This window comes from Salinimonas lutimaris (assembly GCF_005222225.1).
In the GTDB taxonomy this organism is placed as follows: domain Bacteria; phylum Pseudomonadota; class Gammaproteobacteria; order Enterobacterales; family Alteromonadaceae; genus Alteromonas; species Alteromonas lutimaris.
The window spans coordinates 1080799-1099691 of record NZ_CP036536.1; the positions used below are offsets into that span (position 1 = coordinate 1080799).

Below are 18893 nucleotides of genomic sequence, written 5' to 3' on the forward strand. Positions count from 1 at the left end.
GTTGCTTTATTTTCACCCACCTTTTCATGCACTTTACAAATTTCACTGTATATAAATACAGGTCAAACCCAATAGCTACGCGGCTTTCAGGCCGGTTTTTTCCTTGACAGTGGGAACAGAACCTACCTAAACTGTTCTCAGTGGGTAAAAGTGGCGAAATGTGGATCAAAAGGGAAACATTTGGCAGATCAGCACTCGATTTAAAACAAGAAAAATACCAGCAAAAAATAAAAGGCTAGGGGAATGTTCCGCGGCGCTAATACAATCAATCTGGATGCAAAAGGGCGGTTGGCAATACCAACAAAATACCGTCAACCCCTTCTGGATGATTGTACCGGACAGCTGGTCTGCACAGTCGATTTACATCATGACTGTTTGCTGCTTTACCCACTTCCCGAATGGGAAGAATTAGAATTAAAATTAAGTAAACTCTCCAACACCCATCCGGCAGAACGGCGCGTAAAACGTCTTTTGCTGGGGCATGCTGCTGAAGTCGATATGGATAAAAGCGGCCGGGTTCTTGTTCCCCCTGTGTTGCGTACCTATGCCGGCCTGGATAAAGAGATCATACTGATGGGTCAGCTGACCAATTTTGAGATCTGGGATGCCGCCTTATGGCGAAGTCAGGTTCAGGAAGATATGGAAATTGAGCGTGGCAGAGAGTTTGAACCGACAGAACGATTACAGGACCTTATATTATGACAACCGACTATGCACATATTTCGGTGTTGCTTAACGAGTGCATTGACGGTTTAGCTATTGACCCGGATGGGATTTACGTCGATGCGACATTTGGCCGCGGCGGCCATTCAGCCAAAATTCTGGAAAACCTGTCAGCGCAGGGCCGGTTAATTGCTTTTGACCGGGACCCGCAAGCCATCGAGGCAGCTAAACGCTTCGCCGGTGATGACCGCTTTACCATTATTCATGAACCGTTCGGACAGCTGGCGGACGAGCTGGCCAGCCGTGGTTTGAGCGGCAAAATCAATGGGGTACTGATGGATCTGGGCGTTTCTTCACCCCAGCTTGATGATGCCAGCCGCGGTTTTAGTTTTTTGCGCGACGGACCCCTGGATATGCGCATGGACACCAGTCGTGGCGTCAGTGCCGCAGACTGGCTAAACAGCGCCGAAGAGCAGGACATTGCACAGGTGATCAAAGAGTTCGGTGAGGAAAAGTTTGGCAAGCGTATCGCCCACGCCATTGTTAATCGCCGCGCCGAGCAACCGCTGTCCCGTACGCTTGAGCTGGCAGAGCTGATTGACGAAGCAGTGCCGGTTAAAGATAAGTACAAACATCCGGCAACCCGTGCGTTTCAGGGAATCCGCATTTATATCAATGCAGAGCTGGATCAGCTGCGTGATGGGTTAAAAGCCGGTGTGGAAGTACTGCAACCCGGTGGCCGGCTGGCGGTGATCTCGTTCCACTCGCTCGAAGATCGCCTGGTAAAACGCTTTATTAAGGATCAGAGCAAAGGAAAAGTGGTTCCGCATAACCTGCCGGTGACACAGGCAGAAATAGATGCCGATAAAGTGCTGCGCCCGGTCGGTAAGGCGATGAAGCCCTCGGATGAAGAAATTGCGGTAAATGTGCGTTCCCGCAGCTCGGTATTACGGGTGGCCGAAAAGTTATGACCTCCCCCCGGCAGGGCTCCTTGTTTAGCTTATTTAGCTTATTTAACTGGGAGTTCTTACTCACATTAGTGCATGATTTAACCCGCAACCTATTGCGGGTTTTGTTGTATTTAGCGGTCGTTGTCTCAGCCTTTTGTGTGATTCTGGCCAGCCATCATAACCGGCAGGAAAATATTGCTCTGGAAGATCTGATGCAAGAGCGCGATGAACTGGATGTGGAATGGCGCAATCTGGTACTGGAGCAGCGTGCGCTGACCGAACACAACCGCATTGAAGCGATGGTTGAAAAGCAACTGGACATGCATCGCCCCAGTGCAGACAAAGAAGTCGTGGTGCGAATCAAATGAAAATAGGCTCGCTAAAATCAACCAAAAAAGCCCGCGGGGCCAGACAAAATGTACGACCCAGTCTGATGCAGTGGCGTTTTATTGTAGTGATTGTCACGGTAGTGCTGGTGTTTGGTGCCATTGCCGCCCGGGCCGCTTACATACAGGTCATTGCCCCGGATAACCTGATAGAACAGGGTGACAGCCGTACCCTGCGTACCCGTAACATGCCAAGCTATCGGGGTATCATTGCTGATCGTAACGGCGTGGAAATGGCTGTCAGTGTACCGGTTCAGGCGATTTATGCCGATCCTAAAATTGTCCATCAGAAAAACGGGCTGGATAAAACCCGTCGCTGGGAAGCGCTGGCCGATGTGCTGGGCCGTGATGTGAATGAACTGAAAGCCAAAGTGCAAAATCCCAAGCGCCGCTTTGTTTACCTGCAGCGCCAGGTATCTCCGGCGATGGCCGAATATGTGTCTGAACTGGGTATTCCGGGCATTTACCTGCGTCGGGAAAGCCGCCGTTATTATCCTAACGGCGAGGTGACCGCTCAGCTTATCGGTATCACGAATGTGGATGACACTGGTATTGAGGGCATTGAAAAGCTTTATGATGACTGGTTGACCGGGACGGCGGGCTCCAAAATTATCCGGCGCGATGCCAAAGGCCGTCAGGTGGAAATTCTGGAGTCTACCGACGGTGAAAAAGCCGGAAACCTGACGCTGACCATTGATCAGCGCATTCAGGCACTGGCATACCGTGAAATCAAAGAAGCCATGCTGTATTACCAGGCCACGTCGGCCTCTGCGATAGTGGTTGATATTCATACCGGTGATATTCTGGCGATGGTGAATGCGCCCTCTTTTAACCCTAATGATCGGGGCGATGCGACGCCGCGGCGAATGCGTAACCGGGTACTGACCGATGCCTTTGAGCCAGGCTCATCCATGAAGCCGCTGGCAGTGCTGTCGGCACTGGAGTTCGGCTCGGTTAAACCGACTGACACGGTCGATACCTACCCGGGCTGGATGCGACTTGGGGGGAGTCTGGTTAAAGATCACCGCAACTTAGGCGAGCTTACTCTGGAAGAAATAATCCAGCACTCCAGTAATATGGGGACGTCCAAACTGGCGCTGGGTGTGCCTAAACAGTTTTTGCTCGACAACTATTACAACATGGGCCTGATGACGGACACCGGCACCAATATGCCCGGTGAAAGTGACGGCATCTTTCATGATCGCAGTCGCTGGTCCAAGTTTGAACTGGCCACACTGTCGTTTGGTTACGGAATTTCTGTGACCACCGCGCAACTTGCCCGTATGTACGCCACCATTGCTAATGGCGGTATCAAACATCCGCTCAATCTGGTGAAAAGTCCCAAATCTAAAGGCTGGAAACCACAAGCCGAGCGCGTGGTAGGGGAAGACAATGCCCGGGCGGTGATGAACATGCTTGAAAGTGTGGTGCAGCGTGGCGGTACGGCTACCAAAGCAGCGATACCTGGCTATCGGGTAGGCGGCAAAACCGGCACCAGTCGTAAAGCGGTGGCCGGTGGCTACGGTGAAGAATATGTGAATATCTTTGCCGGTATTGCGCCGCTAAGTGACCCGCAACTGGTTACAGTGGTATTAATTAATGAACCAGGTGGCGATTTATATCATGCCGGTGATACAGCCGCGCCCACATTCTCAGCCATAATGGGTGGTGCTCTGCAGCTTCTTAATATTCCGCCGGACGACAAACAGGTCACCTCCACTAACTGGCTTACAGGAGGACAGCATGGCGGCTAACATGTTTACTCAGAGTATACGCCCGCTGTTGGCAAAATTTGGTATTGAAGCACCGGATATCCGCATTGATGGTCTGACTCTGGACTCGCGGGCGGTGACACCCAGCCAGGCCTTTGTGGCTGTACCGGGACACAGCCTTGATGGACGCGAATTTATTCCGCAGGCTATCAGTCTGGGCGCCAGAGTCATTATGACGCAATCTGACGACAGTGAAGCCCACGGCGCGATGGAAATGCGTGGTGGTACGGTGATTGTTCATCTGTATGATTTGTCAGCCATGCTGTCTTCGCTGGCTGCGGCATTCTATGATTATCCGGCGACCAAAATGGCCTCGGTGGCTGTCACAGGAACTAACGGAAAAACCTCGGTAGTTCAGTTAATTAGCCAGATGAAAACCCTGCTGGGTGTGCGCAGTGCCTCAGTTGGAACACTGGGTAGCTCGATTTATGAGGGTGAGGCCACCCGCTGGAAAACTGATCAGGCGCCTAACACCACGCCAGACCCTATTACCATGCAGGCATTATTGGCAGACTTTGTGCTTCAAAAGGCCCGTCATGTGGCATTCGAGGCTTCTTCCCATGCCATTGTGCAGGGGCGGCTTCGCCTGGTTAAAACTGACATAGCGGTATTCACCAATCTTACCCGTGATCATCTTGATTACCATCAGACGATGGCCAACTACGCAGCAGCCAAACGAGCGCTGTTGCAGCAGCCCGGGTTACACACAGCCGTTTTGAATATTGATGATCGGGAAAGTCGTCACTGGCTTGAAGCGATGCCTGACCAGACCAGCGTTGTGCTGACAGGCATCGAAAGCGACCTCAGTGCATTGCCAGAACATCGCCATTGTTTAGCCACAAATGTGCAATACCATCCAGATGGGGTGCAGTTTCGTCTGCAGACCAGCTGGGGCACCACCGTGGTCAATATTGCGCTGCTGGGCACCTTTAACGTCAGCAATGTACTTAGTGCCATTGCGGTAGCGCTGGTGGAAGGAGAGCGGTTTGATGATGTGGTCAGAATTCTGCCCATACTCAAACCGGTCAGCGGCCGGATGGAAGTATTTTCGTTTACCGGCCATGCCAATGTGGTAGTGGATTACGCCCATACGCCAGATGCGCTGGTGCAGGTTCTGGCCAGCGCCAGACAGCATACTGATGGTCAAATCTGGTGTGTGTTTGGCTGCGGCGGAGACAGAGACAAAGGCAAGCGTCCGCTCATGGGAGAAGCCGCAGAGCAGGGCGCAGACCATATTGTAATCACCACAGACAACAGCCGTTCTGAAGCGCCTGAGGCTATTGCCGGGGATATTAAAGCTGGGTTGGTTAAGCCTGAACAGGCGCACTTTGAAGCTGATCGGCAACAGGCCATTGAATATAGTCTGGCTAAGGCGGCAGTCGGCGACCTGATTATTGTGGCTGGCAAAGGTCACGAGGATTATCAGATTATTGGTGACACCAGAACAAATTATAACGAGCGTGCGGTAATCGCACGTCTGCAAAAGGAATACAGCAAATGATAACAACAACGCTGTCATGGATTGCACAACAACTTGGCGGCATGCTCAAAGGGGATGACTTGACGGTAAAGGGTGTTAGCACCGATACCCGCTCCCTGCAGGCCGGCGATGTGTTTGTTGCACTTACCGGGCCGAATTTTGACGGCCATCAGTTTATTGAGCAGGCCACTAGTGCCGGTGCCAGCGCCATTATTGCCAGCGCGCCGGTCAGCAGCGAACTTCCGGTGATTTCGGTGGCCGATACCCGTGAGGCGCTTGGCGCGCTGGGCGCGGCGGTAAAAGCGCAGGTACAGCCTAAAACCGTGGCCATTACCGGCAGTAGCGGCAAAACCACTGTGAAAGAAATGACCGCCGCTATTTTGTCCCGCCGGGGCAAGGTACTGGCTACTGCGGGTAATTTTAATAACGATATTGGTGTGCCGCTGACCCTGCTGCGCCTTGAAGAGCAGCATGATTTTGCGGTCATGGAGCTGGGTGCTAATCATCTGGGCGAGATTGCCTATACCACCAGTCTGGTTAAACCTGACGTGGCAACCATCGTCAATGCTGCTGCCTCTCACCTGGAAGGTTTCGGGAGTTTGTTTGGCGTGGCCCGGGCCAAAAGCGAAATCTTTAAAGGCTTGTCAGACGATGGCGTGGCGATTGTGAACAGCGACAGCCAGTTTACTGAATTCTGGCTGGGCAAACTAAAACATACCCGGGTAAAAACCTTTTCACCGGCGCAGGCTAATCCGGCTGATTTTGCCGCTGAGGATATTACGGTAGGCCTGAATGGGTGCGCTGAATTTCAGATGGTGACACCCCATGGCAAAACCGGTATTCAACTGGCTGTGCCGGGTCTGCACAATGTGGGGAATGCACTGGTAGCGGCTGCCCTGGCCCTTGAAGTCGGCGCTACGCTAAGCGACGTGGCCGAAGGTTTACGCAGCATGCAGCAGGTAAAAGGCCGGCTGAATGTGAAAGTGCTCAGCCCGCAGGTTAAGGTGCTGGACGATACCTACAATGCCAACGTGGCTTCTGTTAATGCGGCTATCGATACACTGGCTACGTTCAGTGGCCGGCGCATTCTGGTACTTGGCGACATGGCTGAGCTGGGCGAAAAAGCCCGCTATTATCATGAACAGGTTGGCCAGTACGCCCAGCGTCATGGCATTGATAATCTGTTTACGCTGGGTGTGCTTAGCCAGAGTGCCAGTGAGTTTTACGGCGCCCATGGGTTTCACTTCGACAATGTTGAGGGGCTGGTAGACGCGCTGCAGGCAGAGTTAAGCAGCGAACATCGTGATATTTCGATCCTGGTAAAAGGGTCGCGTAGTTCAAAAATGGAAAGAGTAGTAGAGGCAATCGAGGCATCCCCTCTGGGAAAGCTTGATCGCCGTCGGGAGCGTGTTGCATGTTAATTTGGCTGGCTGAGTGGTTGACCCAGTTCGAAACAGGATTCAATGTATTCTCGTATCTGACGATGCGGGCGATTCTGAGCACCCTGACGGCGTTACTCATCGCTATTATTATTGGCCCCAAAATGATTCGTGCGCTGCAGCGCATGCAAATAGGGCAGACTGTGCGTGACGATGGCCCGCAAAGCCATTTGTCAAAATCCGGTACCCCGACGATGGGCGGATTGCTGATACTGGCCGCGATTGTCACCAGTGTGGTGTTGTGGGCAGATTTAACTAACCGCTATGTGCTGGTAACCCTGTCTGTGGTCATCGGCTACGGCATCATCGGGTTTGTGGATGATTACCGCAAGGTGATTCGCAAAGACTCGAAAGGACTGATCGCCCGCTGGAAGTATTTCTGGCAGTCGGTGATTGCCATTGGTATTGCATTTTTTCTGTATTCCACCGCTGCTACTGAAGCAGAAACATCATTACTGGTCCCGTTCTTCAAGGAAGTGTTCCCGCAGCTGGGGATCTTCTACATGATGGTGGTGTACTTTGCCATTGTGGGGACCAGTAACGCGGTTAACCTGACCGATGGCCTGGATGGTCTGGCGATTGTGCCGACGATTCTGGTCGCCGGCGCACTGGCGATCTTTGCATATGTGACCGGTAACGTGAAGTTTGCCGATTATCTGAATATTCCCTTTATACCCATGGCCGGCGAGCTGGTGATTGTGTGTACCGCTATTGTGGGAGCCGGGTTAGGCTTTTTGTGGTTTAACACCTATCCGGCACAGGTTTTCATGGGCGATGTGGGGTCGCTGGCGCTGGGTGGTACCTTAGGGGTGCTGGCGGTACTGGTGCGCCAGGAAATTGTACTGATCATTATGGGCGGTGTGTTTGTGGCCGAAACCCTGTCAGTCATTTTGCAAGTCGGTTCCTACAAGCTTCGCGGCCAGCGCATCTTTCGCATGGCGCCGATTCACCACCACTATGAGCTGAAAGGCTGGCCGGAACCCCGGGTGATTGTTCGCTTCTGGATTATCTCCCTGATTCTGGTGCTGGTGGGTCTGGCGACGTTGAAGCTAAGGTAATCTGATGATGTCCCTACAACTTGCAGGACAAAGGATTGTGGTGGCCGGGCTGGGTATCAGCGGGCAGGCGAGTATCCGCTTTTTACTCTCTCAGCAGGCGCAGTTAAAGGTATGGGATACCCGTGCTGATGCACCAGTGCCTGACGATATCACCTGTCCGGTGGTGCGTGGTGCACTGCCGCAGGGGTATTGGGATGATGTGACCACACTGGTGGTCAGTCCCGGCATTGATTTACAGCATGAAGGCGTGCAGCAGGCGATGACCTCAGAGGTTGAGGTTATCGGTGAAATTGAGCTGTTTGCCCGTATCAACACCCGCCCGTGTCTGGGCATTACCGGCTCTAATGGTAAAACCACGGTAACCCTGCTGCTGACCCACATACTCAATAGTTGCGGCATTCGCGCTGTGGCGGCAGGTAACGTAGGTAAACCGGCGCTAAGCACGCTTGACGATGATGTTGACATGGTGGTGCTGGAGCTATCCAGCTTTCAGCTTGAAACCACCTCATCATTGGCGCTGGAGGGCGCAACGCTGCTTAATCTTAGCGATGATCATCTGGATCGCCACAAAACCATGGCCGCGTACAGTGATGCCAAACAACGTATTTTCAACCATGCGACTCAGGCATTATGCTGGCGTGAACAGCAGCTGACCTATCCACTGTCATTATCTGTACAGGTGCATGAGTTTGGCCTGGCTGACACCGCCGACGACTTTGGTTTTTGCAATAATATGATCACCTGGCAGGGTAAACCCCTGCTGGATATCAGCACCGTACAGCTGGTCGGTACGCACAATATTCTTAATATTCAGGCTGCAATAGGCCTGGCGATGTGTGCCGGTGTAGAGGCCAGCGCCGCTGCTGCGGCAGTGGCAACCTTTGCTCCGGTGGCGCATCGGTGCGTAACCCTGCCAACCAGCGACAAAATTCGCTGGATTGATGATTCAAAAGCAACCAATGCCGGTGCGACGATTGCTGCGCTGACCGGACTTGGGGCCGGAAAAACCGGCCGCCTGATTCTGATTGCCGGCGGGGATGGTAAAGGAGCCGATTTTGCTGTGCTGACCCCCTATTTGCACCAGTATGTGGATGAGCTTATCACTTTGGGCAAAGATGGCCCTGCACTGGCCGCACTGAAAAGCGGCGCGTATCAGGTGGCCAACATGCCTGAAGCGGTCGAACAGGCCCGGGCGCTGGCCAGTCCCGGCGATATTGTGTTGATGTCACCGGCCTGCGCCAGCCTGGATATGTTTAAAAATTATGTGCACCGGGCCGAAGTCTTCGCCCAGGCTGTGGCCGGAGGCGCCGAATGATGGGAGCGGCAACCGAAAAACTGGCCGGACTGTTCAGTGCTCGCCATGATAACAGCAATGGCCTGCGTAAACCCTTTGATGTGCCTCTGTTACTGGTCACCCTGACGCTGATGACGATAGGCCTTATCGTTGTGACCTCGGCTTCTATGCCGGTGGCAGAGCGTGAGTATACCAGTCCGTTCTACTTCTCTATCCGACACGGTATTTATCTGCTGGTGGCCATCGGTACTGCCGCAGTGGTGATTAATATTCCAATGAGTTTCTGGCGGCTGGTTAACCCCTGGCTGCTACTGGCAGCTATCGGCCTGCTGGTTGCGGTGTTGCTGGTTGGGCGCAGTATCAATGGCAGTACCCGCTGGATTGTACTGGGGCCTTTTACCCTTCAGCCTGCGGAGCTGGCCAAGTTATTTTTCTTTACCTATCTGGCCGGGTATCTGGTGCGCCGCTACGAAGAGCTGACCGAGAATCTCAAAGGATTTATCAAACCTCTGGTAGTGATGTTTGTGCTGGCCCTGCTGTTACTGTTTCAGCCCGACTTTGGCACCATGGTGGTGATGCTGACAACGACCATGGGGTTGTTGTTTCTGGCCGGGGCCCGGCTCTGGCAATTTTTCGGCGTTGTATTTGTTGGCCTGGTAGCCATTGTGATGCTGATTGTGTTTGAAGAATATCGGATGCGGCGAGTGACGTCCTTTTTAGACCCCTGGGCCGATCCCTTTGGTAGTGGCTATCAGCTGACTCAGTCTTTAATGGCTTATGGTCGCGGCAGCTGGTTTGGGCAGGGGCTGGGAAACAGCTATCAGAAACTGGAATTTCTGACTCAGGCACATTCTGATTTCATTATGGCCATTCTGGCAGAAGAGTTGGGGTTTGTTGGCGTGTTGTTCGTACTTGGGCTGATTCTGTTTCTGGTCACCCGGGCAATGCGTATCGGTCATCATGCCATTCAGCATGAACGTCCGTTTGAAGGGTATCTGGCCTACGCGATTGGCATCTGGCTGAGTTTTCAGACCGCGGTTAACGTGGGCGCCAGTGTTGGTATTTTGCCTACCAAAGGCCTGACCCTGCCGTTTATCAGTTATGGCGGTACCAGCCTGATTGTGATGTCAGTGGCGGTGGCCATGCTGTTGCGGATTGATTATGAGGCGCGCCAGGCAGACAGCCAGGTACGGCCAGCCCGGGAAAAGCCTAAAAAACTGAATAAACCTAAAGCCGACAATGGCAAACAACAGGCTAAAGCGCTGGTGGATGAACTGGCCCGGGAGAGCGCCAGTGAGTAAACGATGCCTGATTATGGCGGGCGGTACCGGCGGTCATGTTTTTCCGGCGCTGGCAGTAGCCACCGAGCTACGTGAACAGGGCTGGGATGTCCAGTGGCTGGGTACCGCCGAGCGGATGGAAGCGCAGCTGGTGCCAAAGCATGATTTTCCAATTCATTTTTTACCGGTGAAGGGCTTGCGGGGTAAAGGGCTCAGTGCCCGTGTTCAGGGCGTACTTGCACTGGCCAAAAGTCTGATTGCGGCGCGCCGGCTCATCAAAAAACTCAAGCCAGATCTGGTCGTAGGATTTGGTGGGTATGCCAGTGGTCCTGGCGGCGCCGCGGCCTGGAGTGCGGGTGTACCGGTTGTTATCCACGAGCAAAATGCCGCTATTGGCATGACCAACAAGCTGCTGGGCAAGCTGGCCAGTAAAATTCTGCTGGGCTTCGCTGAGGCCGCAGAGCAGTTTGGCGCTGCCAGAACACGGTGTATCACTGTGGGTAATCCGGTTCGCCCTGAGATTTGCGCACTGCCTCAAAAAGTCAGTGCTCACACACCGCTACGGCTACTGGTAGTCGGAGGAAGTCTGGGCTCTGTACCGTTAAACACGCTAGTGCCTGAGGCTGTTGCCAGTCAGTCGCAACTGGAAATCTGGCATCAAAGCGGACGCGGTAATCAGGCTGCGCTGGAGCAGGCGTATGACAACGCCCGGTGTCAGTGGCGGGTGACTGAGTTTATTGACGATATGGCAGCAGCATACCACTGGGCAGATGTGATAATCTGCCGGGCTGGGGCATTAACCGTGGCAGAGGTGGCAGCAGCCGGATTGACCGCTGTATTTGTGCCGCTGCCCCATGCGGTGGATGATCACCAGACAAAAAATGCTGCTGCGCTGGTTAAGGCTGGGGCAGCGACGCTGATACCCCAGACACAGCTGGCGGAACAGCTTCCAGGGGTTATTGCAACGTGGACAAAGTACCCGCAACAGTGTGTGGAAATGGGCGCTAAAGCCCGCGCACTGGCAATAACTGATGCAACAAACAATGTAGTAAAACAGTGCAGGACACTGCTAGGAGATACGGCCTGATGGTTTTAGAAACGCCGTTTCAAAGCCCCCAGATGCGCAAGGTTAACCGCATCTTTTTTATCGGTATTGGTGGCGCCGGCATGGGCGGTATTGCCGAGGTATTATTAAATGAAGGTTATCAGGTAGCCGGCTCAGATCAGCAGCCCGGCGCGATGACCGAACGGCTGACGGAGCTGGGCGCGCAGGTCAGTATTGGCCATGCTGCCGACAATGTTCAGCACGCCGATGTGGTGGTGGTATCCAGTGCCATTAACGAAAAAAATCCCGAGGTGCAGTACGCCCGGGCGCAGCGTATTCCCATCATTCGCCGGGCAGAAATGCTGGCTGAACTGATGCGCTTTCGACATGGCATCGCGGTGGCTGGTACGCATGGTAAAACCACCACAACCAGCCTGATTGCCACCATTTTTGCAGAAGCTGAGCGCGATCCCACGTTTGTTATCGGTGGCCTGCTCAACAGCGCTGGTACCAACGCAAGGCTGGGGCGCAGCCGGTATTTAATTGCTGAAGCCGATGAAAGTGATGCATCGTTTTTGCACCTGCAACCTATGGTGGCAGTGGTGACCAATATCGAAGCGGATCATATGGACACTTACGAGGGTGACTTCAACCGCATGAAGGACACCTATGTGGACTTTTTGCACAACCTTCCATTTTATGGCCAGGCGATATTGTGTGGTGATGATCACAATATTCAGTCTATACGTGATCGAATCGGCCGCAATATTATTACCTATGGGTTTGAAAACCATAACGATATTACCGCCACTGATGTGCAACTGGCGTTTGGCCAGGCACAATTTACTGTCCACCGTAAAGGCTGTGATGATCTGCAGGTTACCCTCAACCTGAGCGGGCGGCACAATGTGCTTAACGCGCTGGCTGCGATTGCCGTGGCCACTGACGAGGGCGTGGAAGATGATGCCATCGTCAGAGCCCTGAAAGAATTTGGCGGAATCGGCAGACGGTTTGAACTGTTGGGTGATTTTGCGACCTCAGTAGGAGAGGTATCTTTGGTTGATGATTATGGTCATCATCCTACCGAAGTGGCTGCAACCATTGCGGCGGCGCGGGCCAACTGGCCACAACGCCGGCTGGTGATGATTTATCAGCCCCACCGGTTTTCCCGTACCCGGGATCTGTACGAAGATTTTGTGGAAGTGTTGTCACAGGTCGATGTGCTGCTGATGTTAGACGTCTATGCGGCCAGCGAACAGCCGATAGACGGTGCTGACAGTAAATCATTGTGCCGGTCGATGCGGGCTCGTGGACAGCTTGAGCCGATTTATGTAGGTGATAAAGAAAATTTACCCGGAATTCTGGCAAACCTTATGCAGGAAAATGACCTGGTTATGACTCAGGGCGCAGGTAACATCGGCCAGATTGCAAAATATCTGGCAGCTGCAAAAATGGAACCGAAAAATATTTTGGATGAGAAAAAGTAATGAGTAATACATATCAGGCAAGTGATTTTGGTCGCGTCGCAGTACTGCTTGGTGGAGACTCAGCGGAGCGGGAAGTCTCGTTACGTTCTGGTAAAGCGGTGGCCGCAGCCTTGCAAAGACAAGGCATTGATGTTATTGAATTTGACCCTGCAAAAAGGCAAATAACTGATTTAATAGAAGAAAAAGTTGATCGCGCATTAATCATGTTACACGGGCGCGGCGGCGAAGACGGCTCCATGCAGGGGGCGTTACAACAGTTGAAAATCCCTTATACCGGCAGCGGTGTACTGGGCTCAGCGCTGGCCATGGACAAGATTCACAGTAAGCAAATTTGGGAAAGCCTGGGAATGCCAACGGCGAAATACCAAATTGCTGATAAATCAGACTTTGAAGCTGGATCATGCAGCGCTATAATGAAAAGATTGGGGAATAAAGTCATGGTCAAGCCGGCTTGTGAAGGTTCAAGCATTGGCATGGCAAAAGTGACAAGCGCTAAACAACTAGAAACTGCCATTCAGGACGCCTTTAATTATGATAATCAGGTCCTGCTGGAGCAGTTCATTGACGGCCCCGAGTTTACCGTTGCTTTATTGCAGGGAAAAGCTCTTCCGTCTATCCGCATGTCTACCCCCCATACATTTTACGATTATGCAGCCAAGTATCAGGATGATACGACGCAGTATTTCTGCCCCAGCGGTTTAAGCGACGAGCAGGAAGCGCGATTGGCGGAACTGGCATCCAAGGCATTTCACGCGCTGTCCGGCAAAGGCTGGGGCAGAGTGGATGTGATGCAGGATGCATCAGGCGATTTTTATCTGCTGGAGTCCAATACCGTTCCCGGCATGACTGAAAAAAGTCTGGTGCCCAAGGCCGCCCGGGTTGCTGGTATAGATTTTGACGCATTGACCTTAGCCATACTGGCGACCAGTATGCCTGAATAAGTGACAGGAACAGATTGGACCGATGCAGGTAATGGACCGCAAACAGGCACGCTTATGGGCTGGGCTGATATTTTTGCTAAGTCTGATAGGCGCGCTGACCTATGGTGGGTTTGCGGTTAATGACTGGCTGAAAGACGAACAGCGTATGCCGGTGCAGGTGATTAACTTTTCGGGTGAGTTTTCACACGTGAATGTGGGTCGGCTGGAGCAACTGATTCGGCAATCTCAACCTGGCAGTTTTTTTGAGCTTGATGTGAATGAGGTATTCACGCTGATTGAAGCACAGCCCTGGATTTATCGGGCATCGGTGCGCAAGCAGTGGCCCAATACCTTAAAAATTTATCTGGTTGAGCAGCAGCCCGTCGCCCAGTGGAATGACGATATGCTGCTAAATCCGTACGGCGATACCTTTGAGGCCAGTGCACCTGAAATGACTTTGCCAAAACTGTTTGGCCCCGGTGGCAGTGAAAAAACTGCACTGGAGGGCTACAACGCGATGAAGTCGCTATTGGCAACCTCATCCATGGGTATTTCTGAGTTGTCATTAAGCGAGCGCTTTGCCTGGCAGGTGCAGCTTAAAAATGGCATTGAACTTAATTTAGGTCGTCAGGAATTTATTGACCGGCTGCAGCGCTTTATCGATGTTTTTCCGCTGCTGACAAAAAACGAAAAGCCGGTTAAATACGTGGATTTGCGCTATGACACAGGATTTGCTGTGGGGTGGCTCGAAGACGACAAACAAAGTTAGTAAGAGAGTAAAAATAAACATGTCGAAAGCTGCTGAACGCAATTTGATCGTCGGACTGGACATTGGTACCAGTCAGGTGAAGGCCGTGGTGGGCGAAGTGCTCAACGACGGTCAGATCAGTATTGTCGGTGTGGGAACTCATGCTTCAAAAGGTATGGACAAAGGCGGCGTTAACGACCTGAACCTGGTGGTAAAGTCAGTGGAAAATGCGGTCAGCGAAATGGAGCTGATGGCCGACTGCCGGGTATCTTCTGTGTTTATGTCTATTTCCGGGCGTCACGTTAAATGCCAGAACGAAAACGGCATGGTGCCGATTAATAATCAGGAAGTGACGCAGGAAGACGTGGATAACGTGATTCACGCTGCCCGTTCGGTACCGATTGCTGCGGAGCGACGCTTGCTGCATGTACTGCCGCAGGAGTACACCATCGACGTACAGGAAGGAATTAAAAATCCGATCGGTATGTCCGGTGTACGGATGGAAGCAGACGCGCACATTATTACCTGCGCTGATGATATGGCCAAGAATCTGACCAAATGCATCGAGCGTTGTGAGCTGACCGCAGATCAGCTGATTTTCTCGGCACTGGCGTCTAGCTATGCGGTGCTGACCGACGATGAAAAAGAGTTAGGTGTGTGTGTTGTAGATATTGGCGGCGGCACAATGGATATCGTGATTTACACTGATGGCGCAATTCGTCACACCGCGGTGATCCCTGTGGCCGGTAATCAGATAACCAGTGACATAGCCAAGATTTTCCGCACACCGATCAGCAATGCAGAAGATATAAAAGTGAATTATGCCTGCGCACTGAAAGACATGGTGAGCATGGAAGATAATATCGAGGTTCCCAGCGTGGGTGGACGGCCTGCGCGGGCGATGTCCCGCCACACTCTGGCAGAAGTTATAGAACCACGATATCAGGAATTATATGAATTAGTGCACGATGAAATTCGTGCCAGTGGCCTGGAAGAGCAGATTGCAGCAGGACTGGTCCTGACTGGCGGAACCGCCAAGATGGAAGGGGCTGTTGAGTTTGCCGAAGAATTGTTCCAGATGCCTGTGCGCGTCGGTAAGCCGATCAATGTGAAAGGTTTGTCCGAATATACTGACGATGCAGGATTTGCGACTGTGGTAGGGTTACTACAGTATGGGAAGATGCAGTCAGAGAATAAAAAAATCAGTAAGCACAAACCGGTTGAGAGTGTATTTAACCGGGTGCAAAGCTGGTTCAAAGGTAATTTTTAATCATTTAATATTTTGGGGGCGCTAAAGCTACGGCGTTGAAGATCGACACGGATGCAAACGATCTGCTGTCAATGACCTGGCTTAGTGTTGAAAAGACGTACAACCGGAGAGTAAGTATGTTTGAATTAATGGATAGTCACGGCGAAGAAGCCGTAATCAAAGTCATCGGTGTCGGTGGCGGCGGCGGTAATGCAGTTGAGCACATGGTGGCTCAAAGCATCGAAGGTGTAGAATTTATCGCCATCAACACTGATGCACAGGTACTGCGTAGCTCTAGCGCAGATATTACATTACAAATCGGCTCAAATGTGACCAAAGGTCTGGGAGCCGGTGCTGATCCGAATGTAGGCCGTGATGCGGCGCAGGAAGATCGTGAGACCATTCGCCAGTCTCTGGACGGGGCAGACATGGTCTTTATCACAGCCGGTATGGGCGGTGGTACGGGAACAGGTGCAGCGCCTGAAGTGGCAAAAATTGCGCGCGAAATGGGTATTCTGACAGTTGCGGTAGTGACTAAACCTTTCCCATTCGAAGGTAAAAAACGCACAACATTTGCAGAACAGGGCATTATTGAGCTGGCTAACAATGTTGACTCTCTGATCACTATTCCTAATGAAAAACTGCTAAAGGTCATGGGACCGGGCACACCATTGTTACAGGCCTTCAGTGCTGCTAACGATGTACTGCGTGGTGCAGTCCAGGGTATTGCTGAGCTGATCACGCGTCCAGGCCTTATCAACGTTGACTTTGCGGACGTTCGCACTGTGATGTCTGAGATGGGTAAAGCGATGATGGGCAGCGGTGCAGCATCGGGTCCTGACCGTGCTGAAGAAGCGGCAGAATCGGCAATTGCCAGTCCCCTTCTTGAAGATATCGACCTGTCAGGCGCTCGTGGTATTCTGGTGAATATTACAGCTGGCCCGGACTTTGCAATTGATGAGTTTGAGACTGTAGGTAATGCGGTTAAAGCATTTGCCTCAGAAAATGCAACAGTAGTGGTCGGTACAGTTATCGATATGGATATGACTGATGAACTACGTGTAACCGTAGTGGCAACAGGCATTGGCGCTGAGAAGAAACCAGACATTTCTCTGGTGAGTCCAGAAGGGTCACGCTTGTCATCATCATCAGCGCGCGAGTTTGGTGGAAATAACCAGTCTCAGTCGCAGGAAAGTCATGGGCACCATCAGCACCGCGGCAATGTTGGCGGAACTGAAGGTAATCAGGCACTGAAAGCAGATGATGAAGCGCAACCAAACAATGACCTTGAATATTTAGATATTCCGGCATTTTTGCGCAAACAAGCTGACTAAACGGTTAGTTTTACAAAAATCTGGCGTCGGGTTGCTGCCATAAAGTTATGGCAGCACTTGAATTTTTGTCAAAGTGACACATTTTTGACAAAGGATCGCTATTGCCTGTATAATACGCGACCGCTTTTTGAATAGGTAAAAGCAAACGATGATTAGACAACGTACAATCAAACATCCGGTTCAGGAAACTGGAATCGGTTTGCACAAAGGTGAGAAGGTCACAATGACTCTCCGGCCAGCGCCCGCGAATACAGGAATTGTATTTCGGCGTACTGACCTTGAACCTTTTGTGGATATTCCTGCGCGCGCAAACGCTGTAGGTAACACCGTGTTGTGTACGTGTGTTAACAACGAAGACGGCGTGAGCGTTCACACCGTGGAGCATTTAGCGTCTGCGTTGGCGGGGCTTGGTATCGACAACATCATTATTGAGGTTGATAGCAACGAATTGCCAATCATGGATGGTAGTGCAAGCCCGTTCATTTTCCTGCTGCAATCAGCAGGCATCGAAGAGCTGAATGCGCCAAAGCGCTTTATCCGCATTAAGAAGTCGGTTCGTGTTGAAGACGGTGATAAGTGGGCCGAACTGGTACCTCACGATGGTTTCCGGGTTGATTTCAAAATTGATTTTGACCACCCGGTGATATCGCAAACCCGTCAGCACATGGTGCTAGACTTTGACAGCGTGTCATACGTGAACGAAGTTAGCCGTGCCCGTACATTTGGTTTCATGCGCGATGTTGAGTACATGAATGCAAACAACCTGGCGTTGGGTGCAAGCATGGAAAACGCGGTAGCTTTGGATGAGTTTCGTATTCTGAACCCTGAAGGTTTGCGTTACGATGACGAATTTCTGAAGCACAAGATTCTGGACGCGGTAGGCGATCTGTATCTTGGTGGTCACAGCATCATTGGTGAACTGCGTGCGTTTAAAACAGGTCACGGCCTGAATAACAAACTGCTCAATCAGGTTTTGGCAATGGAAGATGCCTGGGAATTCGTAACTTACGAAAACCAGGAAGAACTGCCAATTCGTTATGCAGAACCGGTTCTGGCATAATTGCCGGCAAGCTTAAGAAAAACCGCCCTCGGGCGGTTTTTTTGTATCTGAGCTGCGCAAGAGTTTTTCCGGATTCTTTATTGAGAGACTATTGATGTTATTAATTCCCACCCGTCGTCCCTGAATCGCGCAGCGATATCAGGGACCTCCTTGGAACCAGGCTCCGTTGGTTCAGGGCACCTTCCTGGAATGTGATTCTACTCGTTCAAAGGCTATTTTGAATCAACCGTACTGTTAACGAGATTCCCGTTTACACGGGAATGACGGTAAGTGGTGGATGACGGCTATTACTCGTCGTCCCAGGGCACACAGCAACAATATTTCCGTTGTCCCTGAATCGCACAGAGCCATAATAATCCAGTCGTCTCTGAATCGCGCAGCGGTATCTGGGGTGAAGGCAGACCGTTATGCCGGTGGCATGACGCAGCTGACTGAACGACGCACATGGATGTGCGGCTGGGCAATGCTTCATGGATGAACAACTCTAGTGGCAGTTTTATTTAATCAGTCAGCCTGTTAACGAGATCCCCGCTTTCGCGGGGACGACAGATTAATATGCGTCGTCCCTGAAGCCCGAAGGGCTATCAGGGATCTCCTTGGAACCTGACTATGTTGGTTCAAAGGATGTTTTGCATCAGTCAGCCTGTTAACGAGATCCCCGCTTTCGCGGGGACGACAGATTAATATGCGTCGTCCCTGAAGCCCGCAGCGGTATCTGGGGTGAAGGC

General features: G+C 51.9%; 16 protein-coding genes. All 16 read left to right on the plus strand.

What is annotated here, in order from left to right:
* The first annotated feature begins 243 nt into the window (after positions 1 to 243).
* Positions 244 to 702, plus strand: a complete 459-nt coding sequence (gene mraZ / locus EZV72_RS04605) for a division/cell wall cluster transcriptional repressor MraZ (RefSeq protein ID WP_137166130.1) — start codon at positions 244 to 246, stop codon at positions 700 to 702.
* Positions 699 to 1634 (plus strand): 16S rRNA (cytosine(1402)-N(4))-methyltransferase RsmH, encoded by a 936-nt coding sequence (gene rsmH, locus EZV72_RS04610; protein ID WP_137166131.1) that lies wholly within the window; start codon positions 699 to 701, stop codon positions 1632 to 1634. The genes mraZ and rsmH overlap by 4 nt, the downstream gene beginning before the upstream one ends.
* A complete protein-coding gene (ftsL, locus tag EZV72_RS04615; RefSeq protein ID WP_137166132.1) occupies positions 1631 to 1981 on the plus strand; it encodes a cell division protein FtsL in 351 nt (116 codons plus the stop codon). The genes rsmH and ftsL overlap by 4 nt, the downstream gene beginning before the upstream one ends.
* A complete protein-coding gene (locus tag EZV72_RS04620; RefSeq protein WP_137166133.1) occupies positions 1978 to 3753 on the plus strand; it encodes a peptidoglycan D,D-transpeptidase FtsI family protein in 1776 nt (591 codons plus the stop codon). Before ftsL ends, EZV72_RS04620 begins: the two co-directional genes overlap by 4 nt.
* Entirely contained in the window at positions 3743 to 5272 is a 1530-nt protein-coding gene (locus EZV72_RS04625) for a UDP-N-acetylmuramoyl-L-alanyl-D-glutamate--2,6-diaminopimelate ligase (protein WP_137166134.1), read from the plus strand. Before EZV72_RS04620 ends, EZV72_RS04625 begins: the two co-directional genes overlap by 11 nt.
* Entirely contained in the window at positions 5269 to 6672 is a 1404-nt protein-coding gene (locus tag EZV72_RS04630) for a UDP-N-acetylmuramoyl-tripeptide--D-alanyl-D-alanine ligase (RefSeq protein ID WP_137166135.1), read from the plus strand. The genes EZV72_RS04625 and EZV72_RS04630 overlap by 4 nt, the downstream gene beginning before the upstream one ends.
* Positions 6666 to 7748, plus strand: a complete 1083-nt coding sequence (gene mraY, locus EZV72_RS04635) for a phospho-N-acetylmuramoyl-pentapeptide-transferase (protein ID WP_137166136.1) — start codon at positions 6666 to 6668, stop codon at positions 7746 to 7748. Before EZV72_RS04630 ends, mraY begins: the two co-directional genes overlap by 7 nt.
* Before the next feature lie 4 nt (positions 7749 to 7752).
* Positions 7753 to 9063 carry a UDP-N-acetylmuramoyl-L-alanine--D-glutamate ligase gene (gene murD, locus EZV72_RS04640; protein ID WP_232364509.1) on the plus strand — a complete coding sequence of 437 codons (1311 nt, stop codon included), beginning with the start codon at positions 7753 to 7755 and terminating at the stop codon, positions 9061 to 9063.
* Positions 9063 to 10343 carry a cell division protein FtsW gene (gene ftsW / locus EZV72_RS04645; RefSeq protein ID WP_137168664.1) on the plus strand — a complete coding sequence of 427 codons (1281 nt, stop codon included), beginning with the start codon at positions 9063 to 9065 and terminating at the stop codon, positions 10341 to 10343. The genes murD and ftsW overlap by 1 nt, the downstream gene beginning before the upstream one ends.
* Positions 10336 to 11409, plus strand: coding sequence for an undecaprenyldiphospho-muramoylpentapeptide beta-N-acetylglucosaminyltransferase (gene murG, locus EZV72_RS04650; RefSeq protein WP_137166137.1), 1074 nt, complete (start codon positions 10336 to 10338; stop codon positions 11407 to 11409). Before ftsW ends, murG begins: the two co-directional genes overlap by 8 nt.
* A complete protein-coding gene (gene murC / locus EZV72_RS04655; RefSeq protein ID WP_137166138.1) occupies positions 11409 to 12854 on the plus strand; it encodes a UDP-N-acetylmuramate--L-alanine ligase in 1446 nt (481 codons plus the stop codon). The genes murG and murC overlap by 1 nt, the downstream gene beginning before the upstream one ends.
* Positions 12854 to 13795, plus strand: a complete 942-nt coding sequence (locus EZV72_RS04660) for a D-alanine--D-alanine ligase (protein WP_137166139.1) — start codon at positions 12854 to 12856, stop codon at positions 13793 to 13795. Before murC ends, EZV72_RS04660 begins: the two co-directional genes overlap by 1 nt.
* A gap of 22 nt (positions 13796 to 13817) precedes the next feature.
* Positions 13818 to 14543 carry a cell division protein FtsQ/DivIB gene (locus EZV72_RS04665; RefSeq protein WP_137166140.1) on the plus strand — a complete coding sequence of 242 codons (726 nt, stop codon included), beginning with the start codon at positions 13818 to 13820 and terminating at the stop codon, positions 14541 to 14543.
* Positions 14544 to 14562: 19 nt separating this feature from the next.
* Positions 14563 to 15792: a cell division protein FtsA gene (gene ftsA / locus EZV72_RS04670; protein WP_137166141.1), complete on the plus strand. Its 1230-nt coding sequence runs from the start codon at positions 14563 to 14565 to the stop codon at positions 15790 to 15792.
* Positions 15793 to 15908: 116 nt separating this feature from the next.
* Positions 15909 to 17105, plus strand: coding sequence for a cell division protein FtsZ (gene ftsZ / locus EZV72_RS04675; protein WP_137166142.1), 1197 nt, complete (start codon positions 15909 to 15911; stop codon positions 17103 to 17105).
* Positions 17106 to 17253: 148 nt separating this feature from the next.
* Positions 17254 to 18165: a UDP-3-O-acyl-N-acetylglucosamine deacetylase gene (lpxC, locus tag EZV72_RS04680; RefSeq protein ID WP_137166143.1), complete on the plus strand. Its 912-nt coding sequence runs from the start codon at positions 17254 to 17256 to the stop codon at positions 18163 to 18165.
* Positions 18166 to 18893 lie beyond the last annotated feature (728 nt).